A 12750-nucleotide genomic window follows, 5' to 3' on the forward strand; every position below is an offset into this window, starting at 1 on the left:
TTGCCGGACGACAACCCGACCCGGGTCCCGACCCCGGACGGCGTTCCACCGGCCCGGACGTCCGCCGAGGTCGAGCGCCTGCCGGATCGGTCCGGCGTCCTGCCGCTGTCCTTCGCGCAGCGGCGTTTGTGGTTCCTGGAACGGCTCGGCGGCCTCGGCCCCACCTACCACATGCCACTCGCCCTGCAACTCGACGGCCGGCTCGACCGGGACGCGCTGCGGTCGGCCCTGGACGCCCTGGTGGCCCGGCACGAGGCCCTGCGCACCCGCATCGTCGCCGACGGCGCCGAGGCGGGGCAGCAGATCGACCCACCCGGGGTCGGGTTCACGCTCCGGGTCGACGACCTGACCGGGCACGCCGACAGCGCTGCCGCCCTGGCGGCTCTCCAGCAGGAGGAGAGCACCGCCCCGTTCGACCTGGCCGCCGGTCCGCTGATCCGGGGCCGCCTGGTCGTTCTCGGCGCGGAGCGGCACGTGCTGCTGCTGACGATGCACCACATCGTCTCCGACGGCTGGTCGCTGGGGATCCTGACCCGTGAGCTGGGGGTGTTGTACATCGCTCACCACCACGGCCGGCCCGACCCGCTGCCACCCCTGCCCGTCCAGTACGCCGACTACGCCGCCTGGCAACGCCAATGGCTCACCGACGACACCCTCACCCGCCAGGAAACCCACTGGCGACACACCCTCGCCAACGCCCCCACCCTGCTCGACCTACCCACCGACCGACCCCGCCCCACCGAACAGGACCACCACGGCGCCCACCTCCCCATCACCCTCGACCCCCACCTCACCACCGCCCTGAAAACCCTCACCACCAGCCACGGCACCACCCTCTACATGACCCTGCTCACCGCCTGGGCCATCGTCCTGTCCCGCCTCTCCGGCCACCACGACCTCATCATCGGCACCCCCACCGCCAACCGACGCCGCGCCGAACTCGAAAACCTCATCGGCTTCTTCGTCAACACCCTCGCCCTACGCATCGACCTCACCGACCACCCCACCACCACCCAACTCCTGCACCGCATCCGCGACCTCACCCTCACCACCCTCGACCACCAGGACCTCCCCTTCGAACACGTCGTCGAAGCCGTCAACCCCACCCGCAACCTCGCCCACACCCCCCTGTTCCAGGTCATGTTCGCCTGGCAGAACAACGAGGACGTGGCCCTGGAGCTGCCCGGCGTCGAGGTGACCGCCCTGCGCAGTCCGTGGACCAGCGCCAAGTTCGACCTCACGCTCGCCCTGGCCGAACACGACGGGCGGATCACCGGCAGCCTCGAGTACGCCACCGCCCTGTTCGACACCACCACCGCCCAGCGGCACATCCGCTACCTGCACCACGTCCTCACCCAACTCGTCGCACACCCCGACCGACCCATCGACGAGGTGACGCTGCTCGACGCGACCGAGCGCCGCGAACTCGTCGCGGCCTGGGGCGAGGCGACCGCGTACCCGGTCGAGCAGACGATCCCGGAGTTGTTCGCGCGGCAGGTCGCGGCGACCCCCGACGCGGTGGCGGTCACCTTCGAGACCACGTCCCTGACCTACCGCGACCTCGACACCCGCGCCAACCAACTGGCCCACCACCTACGCGACCACGGCGTCGGCCCCGACACCCTCGTCGCCGTCTGCCTGCAACGCTCACCCGAACTGGTCGTCGCGCTGCTGGCGGTGCTCAAGGCCGGCGGCGCGTACGTCCCACTCGACCCGACCCATCCCGTCGAGCGTCTCACCGACCTGCTCCGTGACACCGACCCGGTGGCCGTGCTCGTCCACGCCGCCACCCGCACCACCCTCCACGACCTCACCACCGCACCCCTGGTCGACCTCGACACCCCCCACTGGACACACCGACCCACCACCAGCCCCGACCCCGGCACCCGACCCGACCACCTCGCCTACGTCATCCACACCTCCGGCTCCACCGGCCGACCCAAGGGCGTCATGGTCGAGCACGCGAACGTGGTGCGGCTCTTCTCCGCCACGGCCGGGTGGTTCGGTTTCGGGCCGGCCGACGTGTGGAGCCTCTTCCACTCCTTCGCGTTCGACTTCTCCGTGTGGGAGATCTGGGGAGCGCTGCTGCACGGCGGCCGGCTGGTGATCGTCCCGCAGCTGGTCAGCCGCTCCCCCGCCGACTTCCACCGGCTCCTCTGCGACGAGGGGGTGACCGTCCTCAACCAGACGCCCAGCGCGTTCCGCAGCCTGATCGCCGCGCAGGCCGACAGCACGCGAACCCACCGGCTGCGTACGGTGGTCTTCGGCGGCGAGGCGTTGGACCCGACGATGCTGCGGCCGTGGTACGCCGACCGGCGCAACGGGGACACCGAGCTGGTCAACATGTACGGCATCACCGAGACCACCGTGCACGTGACCTACCGGCCGTTGACCCCCGCCGACGCCGAACGGCCGGGCGTGAGTCCGATCGGGCGGCCCCTCGGGGACCTGCGCCTCTACGTGCTCGACGGGCGGGGGGAGCCGGTGCCGCCCGGGGTCGTCGGTGAACTCCACGTCGGCGGCGCGGGGGTCGCCCGCGGCTACCTCAACCGTCCGGCGCTGACCGCGCAGCGGTTCCGGCCCAGCCCGTTCGTGGCCACCGACCGGCTCTACGCCACCGGCGACCTGGTCCGCCACCGCGCCGACGGCAGCCTCGAGTATCTCGGCCGCAACGACTCCCAGGTGCAGATTCGCGGCTACCGCGTCGAACTGGGCGAGATCGAGGCCCAGCTGGCCGCCTGTCCCGGCGTCCGCGACGCGGTGGTGACGGTCACCACCGACGCCACCCACGAGCCACGTCTGGTCGGCTACTACACCGCGTCGGTGCGCCGGCTGACGGCCGAGGCGCTGCGGACCCGGCTCGCCGGTGTCCTGCCGGAACACATGGTCCCGGCCGCGTACGTGCGGGTCGCGGAGTGGCCGCTCACGCCCAACGGCAAGCTCGACCACACGGCGCTGCCCGCCCCCGACGGGTCGGCCTTCGCCGCCGAGCACTACGCCGAACCGGTCGGTCCGACGGAGACCGCCCTCGCCGCCATCTGGGCCGAGGTGCTCGGGGTCGAACGGGTCGGCCGGCACGACAACTTCTTCGCGCTGGGCGGGCATTCGCTGCTGGCCCTGCGGGTGCTGGAGCGGATGCGCCGGCAGGGTCTGTCCGCCGACGTACGCACCCTCTTCGGTTCGCCGGTCCTGGCCGACCTGGCCGCCGCGGTGGGTGCCGGCGCGGACCGGGCCGACGCCGCCCCGGAGCCGATCCCGGCCGGCTGCGACCGGATCACCCCGGACCTGCTGCCGCTGGTCACGTTCAGCCAGGAGGAGATCGACACGGTCGTCGCCACCGTCGACGGTGGGGCGTCGAACGTGCGGGACATCTACCCCCTGGCCCCGGTGCAGGAGGGGATGCTCTTCCACCACCTGATGGCCCGCGACCGCGACCCCTACCTGGTCACCACCGTCCTGCGCTTCGCCGACCGGCACCGGCTGGACCGCTACCGCGCCGCGTTGGAGGCGGTGATCGCCCGGCACGACGTGCTGCGTACCGGGGTGGTGTGGCACGGGGTCACCGAGCCGGTGCAGGTGGTGTGGCGGCGGGCACCACTGCCGGTGGAGGAGGTCACTGTCGACCCGGCCGGTGCCGACCCGCTCCGGCAGCTCCGCGAGCACGTCGACCGGCGCCACGGTCGCCTCCCCCTCGACCGGGCACCCCTGCTGCGGCTGGTGGTGGCGCGGGACCCGCACGACGGCGGGTGGCTCGCCGTGGAACTGATCCACCACATCGTCGACGACAACACCTCGCTCAAGCAGTTGCGGGCCGAGGTCCGCGCGTACCTGGCCGGCGAGGGCGACCGGCTGCCGCCGCCGCTGCCCTTCCGTGACTTCGTGGCGCGGATCCGGCGCGGCACGGACCGGGCCGAGCAGGAGAGCTTCTTCCGCCGGATGCTCTCCGACGTCGACAGCCCGACCGTGCCCTTCGGCCTGCGGGACATCCACGGGGACGGGCACACCATGCGGGACGCCCGGCTGCGGCTCGGCGCGGATCTGACGCTGCGGCTGCGGCAGCGGGCCCAGGCCCTGCACGTCGGGGTGACGAGCCTCTTCCACGTCGCCTGGGGGCAGGTGCTGGCGCGGGCCAGCGGCCGACGCGACGTGGTGTTCGGCACCGTGCTGTCCGGCCGGATGGACGGCGGCGCGGGCAACGACCGGATCCTCGGGCCCTTCCTCAACACGCTTCCACTGCGGATCACCCTCGACGGCACCGGCACCACGGAGTGCGTGCTGCGCACCCATGAGGCGTTGACCGGGCTGATCCGGCACGAGCACGCGTCGCTGGCGCTGGCCCAGTCGTGCAGCGGAGTGGCTCCGCCGGCTCCCCTGTTCACCGCCCTGCTCAACTACCGGCACGCCGAGGTGCTGGCCGAGTCGGACGTTCCCGCGCCGACCCCCGACGCCGACGACCTGACCTACCTGACCGCGCAGGAACGCGGCAACTACCCGCTGGCGCTGGACGTCGACGACCTGCGGGACGACGTCCTGCTGACCGTCGCTGCCGCGGCCGAAGTGGCGGCCGACCGGATCTGCACGATGGTACGGCAGGCCCTGGAGACGCTGGTCGACGCGCTGGAGCGCACCCCGGACGCGACGGTGGACGGGCTCGACGTGCTGCCCCCCGCCGAGCGACGCCGGCTGGTCGAGGAGGGCAACGACGCCACGGTGGCGTACCCGGCGGGGCGCTGCGTGCACCACCTGATCGAGGACCAGGCGGCCCGCGACCCGCACGCGGTGGCCCTCGTCCTCGGCGACGACCAGCTCACCTACGGCGAACTGGACACCCGGGCCAACCGGCTGGCCCACCACCTCCGCGCCCGGGGTGTCGGGCCGGACCGGCTGGTGGCGATCTGCCTCGAACGCTCGCTGGACACGGTGGTGGCCCTGCTCGCGGTGCTCAAGGCGGGCGGTGCCTACCTGCCGCTCGATCCGGCCTACCCGGTCGACCGGCTCGCCGCCATGCTGCGCGACAGCACACCGGTGGCGGCGCTGACCCACGGCCCGGCCCGCGAACGGCTGCATGCCGCGTCGGCCGGGTCGGACACCCCGGTGGTCGACCTGGACCTCGACGCGGCGGACTGGGCGGAGCTGCCGGCGGACGCCCCGGTCGTCGACGGGGCGGGCGCGCACCACCTGGCGTACGTCATCTACACCTCCGGCACCGCCGGCACCGCCAACGGGGTGCTGGTCGAGCACCGGCACCTGATGGCCGTCGCCGCCGCCTGGGAACACGTGCTCGACCTGCGACCGGGCCTCGTGCACCTGCAGATGGCCAGCTTCTCCTTCGACGTCTTCACCGCCGACGTGGTGCGGGCGCTCGGCTTCGGCGGGCGGCTGGTGCTCTGCCCGCGTCCGCTGCTGCTGGACAGCGCGGGCCTGTACGCCCTGCTGCGCCGCCACGACGTGGACTTCGCCGACTTCGTGCCGGCGGTGCTCAACCCGCTGCTGGATCACCTGGACTCCACCGGCGGCAGCCTCGACGGGCTGGAGACGGTGGTCTGCGGCTCGGACGCCTGGACCGCCGCGAACGCCGCCCGCCTGCGGTCCCGGTGCGGGCCACGGGTGCGGATCGTCAACGCGTACGGGGTGACCGAGGCAGCCGTCGACAGCACCTGCCACCTGCTTCCGGCCGACGGTCTCGCCGAGGCGACCTGCCTGCCGATCGGCCGCCCGCTGCCGAACGTGCGGGTCTACCTGCTGGACCCGGCCGGTGAGCCGGTTCCGGACGGGGTGGTCGGCGAGATCCACATCGGCGGCGCGGGGGTGGCCCGCGGCTACCTGAACCGGCCCGAGCTGACCGCGCAACGCTTCCGCGCCAACCCCTTCGTGCCGGGCGAACGGCTCTACCGCACCGGTGACCTGGCGCGTCGCCTGCCGGACGGCGAACTGGAGTTCCTGGGCCGGGACGACTTCCAGGTCAAGATCCGGGGCTTCCGGGTCGAACTGGGCGAGATCGAGACACGGTTGGCGGCCACCGAGGGGGTGCGGGAGGCGGTCGTCGTGGCGCGTCCCGACAGCGGCGGCCATCAGCGACTGATCGCGTACGTGCTGGCCGGGCCGGGACCGGCGCCGGACGCGGCACGGTTGCGGGACCGGCTCGCCGGTGAACTACCCGACTACATGGTGCCCGCGGCGTACGTCCGGCTGGCCGCGTGGCCGCTGACGCCCAACGGCAAGCTCGACCGGGCGGCGCTGCCCACGCCGGACGGGGAGGCCTTCGGCCAGGGCGGACACGTCGATCCGGTCGGTCTGCTGGAGACCATGGTCGCCGGCATCTGGGCGGAGGTGCTGGGGATCGAGCGGGTCGGCCGGCACGACGACTTCTTCGCCCTGGGCGGCCACTCACTGCTGGCCATGCGGCTGGTGTCCAGGATCCGGCAGGTGCTGGGTCGGGAGGTCTCACCGGCGGCGCTGTTCGCGGCACCGGTCCTGTCCGCCTTCGTCGCCCGGCTGACCCCGGACGGCCGCGACGTGCTGCCGCCGATCCGCCCCGTCGACCGGGCGGCCGGCGCGTGGGAGCTGTCCTACGCGCAGCGGCGGTTGTGGTTCCTGGAACGGCTCGGCGGCCTCGGCCCCACCTACCACATGCCGCTCGCCCTGGATCTGGCCGGCTGGCTCGACCGGGACGCGCTGCGGTCGGCCCTGGACGCCCTGGTGGCCCGGCACGAGGCCCTGCGCACCCGCCTCGTCCCGGTCGGCTCCGACGTCCACCAGCACGTCGACCCGCCCGGGACCGGGTTCACCCTGCACACGCACGACCTCACCGGGATGCCCGACGCCGCCGCCCGGCTGGCCCGCCTTCAGGACGAGGAGTTCACGGCCCCGTTCGACCTGGCCGCCGGTCCGCTGATCCGGGGCCGCCTGGTCACCCTCGCCCCGGACCGGCACGTGCTGCTCGTCACCATGCACCACATCGTCTCCGACGGCTGGTCCATCGGCGTCCTGGTCCGCGACCTGGGGGCGTTGTACACCGCTCACCACCACGGCCGGCCCGACCCGCTGCCACCCCTGCCCGTCCAGTACGCCGACTACGCCGCCTGGCAACGCCAATGGCTCACCGACGACACCCTCACCCGCCAGGAAACCCACTGGCGACACACCCTCGCCAACGCCCCCACCCTGCTCGACCTACCCACCGACCGACCCCGCCCCACCGAACAGGACCACCACGGCGCCCACCTCCCCATCACCCTCGACCCCCACCTCACCACCGCCCTGAAAACCCTCACCACCAGCCACGGCACCACCCTCTACATGACCCTGCTCACCGCCTGGGCCATCGTCCTGTCCCGCCTCTCCGGCCACCACGACCTCATCATCGGCACCCCCACCGCCAACCGACGCCGCGCCGAACTCGAAAACCTCATCGGCTTCTTCGTCAACACCCTCGCCCTACGCATCGACCTCACCGACCACCCCACCACCACCCAACTCCTGCACCGCATCCGCGACCTCACCCTCACCACCCTCGACCACCAGGACCTCCCCTTCGAACACGTCGTCGAAGCCGTCAACCCCACCCGCAACCTCGCCCACACCCCCCTGTTCCAGGTCATGTTCGCCTGGCAGAACACCGACGACGGCGAGCTGACCCTCCCCGGCGTGCGGGTCACCGCCCTGCCGCCGCCGCACACCACGGCCAAGTTCGACCTCACGCTCACCCTCGCCGAACACGACGGGCGGATCACCGGCAGCCTCGAGTACGCCACCGCCCTGTTCGACACCACCACCGCCCAGCGGCACATCCGTCACCTGCACCACGTCCTCACCCAACTCGTCGCACACCCCGACCGACCCATCGACGAGGTGACCCTGCTCGACGAGCGGGAACGTGAGCGGGCGCTGCGCCAACCCGGGCCGTCCCCGGTCGAACGGGGCGTCGTCGCCCGTCTCGCGCGGCAGGTCGCGGCGACCCCCGACGCGGTGGCGGTCACCTTCGAGACCACGTCCCTGACCTACCGCGACCTCGACACCCGCGCCAACCAACTGGCCCACCACCTACGCGACCACGGCGTCGGCCCCGACACCCTCGTCGCCGTCTGCCTGCAACGCTCACCCGAACTGGTCGTCGCGCTGCTGGCCATCGCCAGAGCCGGCGGGGCGTACCTTCCCCTGGACCCGGCCCACCCCGCCGCACGCCTGGCCCACCTGCTGGCCGACGGCGACCCGGTGGCCGTGCTCGTCCACGCCGCCACCCGCACCACCCTCCACGACCTCACCACCGCACCCCTGATCGACCTCGACACCCCCCACTGGACACACCGACCCACCACCAGCCCCGACCCCGGCACCCGACCCGACCACCTCGCCTACGTCATCCACACCTCCGGCTCCACCGGCCGACCCAAGGGCGTGGCGCAGACCTGGCGGTGCCTCGACAACCTGATCGACTGGCAGGTGCGCTACGCCGCGCCGGGCAGCCCGCCGCCACAGCGGGTGCTCCAGTTCGCCTCGATCGGCTTCGACGTCTCCGTGCAGGAGATCTGGAGCACCCTCTGCCAGGGCGGCACGCTCGTGCTGATCGGTGCGGACCGCAGCCGGGACGTGGGCCAGCTCCGGCACGTCCTCGCCGAGCAGCGGGTACGACGGGCGTTCCTGCCGGCGGCCGTGCTGCACCAGGTGGCCGGTCTCACCGCGGCCGTCGACCCACTCACGCCCGGCTGTGAGATCGTCACGGCCGGCGAGGCGCTGCGGATCAACGACGACGTCCGCGCCCTGGTGGTCGGGCTGGGTGGCCGGTACCTTTACAACCAGTACGGACCGACGGAGACCCACGTGGTCAGTCAGTTCGCCCTGGCCACCACGGCGGCGGCCGACTGGCCGGCGCTTCCGCCCATCGGCCGGCCGATCGCCAACGCCCGGCTCTACGTGCTCGACGACCGGTGCGAGCCGGTGCCGCCCGGGGTGCTCGGCGAGCTGTACATCGGCGGCGCCGGGCTGGCCCGGGGCTACCTGAACCGGCCGGCGGCGACCGCCGCGCGGTTCCTGCCCGACCCGTTCGCCGGGCCGGGCGAGCGGATGTACCGCAGCGGCGACCTGGCCCGCCGCCGGGCCGACGGCACCGTCGAGTTCGTCGGGCGGGCCGACGACCAGGTGAAGGTACGCGGCTTCCGGGTCGAGCCGGGTGAGGTGGAGAGCGTCCTGCGGCACGTCGCGGGCGTCCGCGACGCCGCCGTCCTGCTGCGCGAGGACACCCCCGGCGATCCGCACCTGGTCGGTTACCTGGTCGGCGACGTCACCGCCGAGGTGGCCCGCGAACAGTTGCGCCGCCAGCTGCCCGAACACCTGGTGCCGACCCGCTGGGTGGTGCTGGACCGGCTGCCGCTGACCGCCAACGGCAAGCTGGACCGGCGGGCCCTGCGCGCACCGGAGCAGGCCGACGTCGTCACCGCCTACGTCGCGCCGCGCGACGACCGGGAGGCCCGGATGGCTGCCATCTGGGCCGAGGTGCTGCGCCGCGACCGGGTCGGCGCGCACGACGACTTCTTCGCGCTCGGCGGCCACTCGCTTCTGGCGACCCGGCTCGTCCACGCCATCAACGAACGGATGTCGGCGCGGCTGTCGCTGCGTACCCTCTTCCGGAAGCCGGTGCTGGCCGACCTGGCGGCCGAACTCGCCGGATCCGGCTCCCCCACCGTCGACGCCCTCCCGCCGCTGGTCGGCGACCCCGCCAACCGGCACGAGCCGTTCCCGCTCACCGACATCCAGGAGGCCTACTGGGTGGGTCGCGGCTCCACCATCGAACTCGGCGGGGTCGGCGCGCACGGCTACAGCGAACTGCGCCTGCGTGACTTCGACGAGCAGCGCTTCACCCGGGCGCTGCACCGGCTGATCGACCGCCACGACATGCTCCGCGCGGTCTTTAACGACGGAGTGCAGCGGGTCCTGCCGGACGTGCCGCGCTACCTGATGGCCCGCCAGGACCTGCGGGGGCTCGACGCGCGGACCGCCGGCCGCCGGCTGGCCGAGACCCGCGAACGGATGTCCCACCAGGTGCTCGACGCGAGCCGCTGGCCGCTGTTCGAGTTCGCGGTGACGCAGCTCGACGGCGAGGCGCGCCTGCACGTCAGTATCGACGCACTGATCCTCGACGCGGCCAGCGGGCAGATCCTGGAACACGAGCTGGCGCTGCTCTACGCCGATCCGGACGTCGACCTGCCGCCGCTCGCGGTGACCTTCCGCGACTACGTCCTGGCCGAACGGGCGTTGCGGCACACGCCGCGCTACGAGCGGGCGCTCGACTACTGGCGGCAGCGGGTCGACACGCTGGCCCCCGCTCCGCAGCTACCACTGGAACGGCAGCCGGAGAGCGTCGAACGGCCGCGCTTCACCCGCTACGACGAGGTGGTGCCGGCGGAGCGCTGGAGCCGGCTGAAGGCCACCGCAGGCCGGCACGGGGTGACCCCGTCGGTGTTGCTGGTGACCGCCTTCGCCCAGGTGCTGGCCCGGTGGAGCCGCCAGTCGCGGTTCACGTTGAGCCTGCCGCTGTTCAACCGGCTGCCGCTGCACCCGGACATCAACACGGTGATCGGTGACTTCACCTCGCTGGTCCTGCTGGAGGTCGACGTGCCGGCCGGGGTCGACTTCGTGACCCGGGCCCGTGCCGTGCAGGAACAGCTCTGGCAGGACATCGACCACTCGGCGGTCAGCGGCGTACGGGTCAACCGGGAACTCGCCCGGGCCCGGGGCACCCGCCACGCGGCCCTGCCGGTGGTCTTCAACAGCACGTTGGCCGAGGCGGCCCCCGACCTCGGGGACAGCGGTCTCGCGGCGGCGCTCGGCGGGGAGGTCGTGCACGGCATCACCCAGACCCCGCAGGTGTGGATCGACCACACGGTCCTGGAGGCCGGCGGGCGGCTGCACGTGAACTGGGACAGCATCGACGAACTCTTCCCCGCCGGCCTGGTCGCCGAGATGTTCGCCGCGTACCGGACGCTGCTCGGGCGGCTGGAGGAACCGGACGCGTGGCACGCCCCGGCGGACGGGCCGCTCGCCCCGCCGGTGCCGGCGGCTCCGCCGGCCCACCGTGGACTCCTGCACGAACTGGTCGACCGGCAGGCGCTGGCGACCCCCGCCGCGCCCGCCGTGCTCGCCGCGGACCGGCGGCTGGACTACGCCACGGTACGCACCGAGGCGCGGCGACTGGCCGGGCGGCTCCAGGACCGGGGCGTCGGGCCCGGCCACCTCGTCGCGGTGCTGCTCGACCGGGGCTGGAAGCAGGTCGTCGCCACCCTGGCGGTCCTGCACGCCGGGGGCGCGTACCTGCCGCTGGATCCGCAGTGGCCGGCCGAGCGGGTGGCCCGGGTGCTCGATCGGGCCGGGGCGGGGCTGGTCCTGGTGGAGTCGGCTGCGGCGCCCCTGCCCGAGGGGGTGGAACGCCTGGTGGTGGACGCGGACACCGTCGGCGCGGGCGGGCCGGCGCTGCGGCCGGTCGACCTGACCGAGAACGACGTCGCGTACGTGATCTACACGTCCGGGTCCACCGGCACGCCGAAGGGCGTGACGATCGACCATCGCGGCGCGGTGAACACCCTCCTCGACGTCACCGGGCGCTTCGGTGTCGGGCCGGCCGACCGGGTCCTGGCCGTCAGCGCGCTCAGCTTCGACCTGTCCGTCTTCGACATCTTCGGCACGCTCGCGGTCGGCGCGGCGGTCGTGACGCTCGACCCGGAACTGGCCCGGGATCCGGCCCACTGGCGGGACGTGGCCCACACCCACCGCGTCAGCGTCTGGAACTCGGTGCCGGCGCTGGCCGGCATGCTGGTCGACCACGCCGACGCCGGTCACCCGCTGCCGGCGTCGCTGCGCCTGGCCATGCTCTCCGGGGACTGGATCCCGCTCACCCTCCCCGACCGGCTGCGCGCGGCGCTGCCCGGGATCCGGGTCGAGAGCCTCGGCGGCGCCACCGAGGCGTCGATCTGGTCCATCCACCACCCGGTCGACGAGGTCGATCCGACCTGGCGCAGCATCCCCTACGGCCGGGCGCTGGCCCACCAGGGGGTCCACGTGCTGGACGAGGCGTTGCGCCCCCGGCCCACCTGGGCCGTCGGCGACCTCTACATCAGCGGCGTCGGGCTGGCGCGGGGCTACTGGCGCGACGAGGCGGCGACAGCGGCCAGCTTCGTCGTCCACCCGGTCACCGGCGAGCGGCTCTACCGCACCGGCGACCTGGGCCGGCTGCGCCCGGACGGGACGATCGAGTTCCTCGGCCGCGAGGACGGCCAGGTCAAGGTGCACGGCTACCGGATCGAGCTGGGTGAGATCGAGGCGGCGTTGGCGGGGCATCCGGGGGTACGCGCCGCCGCGCTGCGGCTGCTCGGTGCGGCGCAGGGCGAGAAACGGCTGGCCGCGTACGTGGTGCCCGACGGCCCCGCACCCGACCCGGCCGCCCTGGTCGCGTACCTGGAGCGGCAGTTGCCGGCGTACATGGTGCCCGCCTCGTTCACCGTCCTCGACGGGTTGCCGCTGTCGGCCAACGGCAAGGTCGACCGCAGCCAGCTGCCCGAACCGAAGCCGTCGGCCGACCCGGTCGTCGAGGCGCCGGTGCTCACCGACGCCGCCGAGATCCGGTTGGCGGAGATCGTCGCCGAGATCCTCGACCTGCCCGTCGTCGCGCCCGACGCCAACCTGCTGATGCTCGGCGCCACCTCGATCCACATCGTACGGATCGCGAACGCCCTCGCCGGCGAGTTGGGTTTCCGACCG

The 12750-nt window shown here is 73.3% G+C and carries 1 protein-coding gene (running past one end of the window); it reads left to right on the forward strand.

The window, feature by feature from the left end; genetic code table 11:
- Positions 1 to 12750, forward strand: partial view of a non-ribosomal peptide synthetase gene (locus GA0070616_RS02115; protein ID WP_175439954.1) — the 5' portion only. 828 nt of this gene lie beyond the right edge of the window; the window shows 12750 of its 13578 coding nt (coding positions 1–12750); it begins with the start codon at positions 1 to 3; the stop codon falls past the right edge of the window.

This window comes from Micromonospora nigra, assembly GCF_900091585.1.
Classification (GTDB): Bacteria; Actinomycetota; Actinomycetes; order Mycobacteriales; family Micromonosporaceae; genus Micromonospora; species Micromonospora nigra.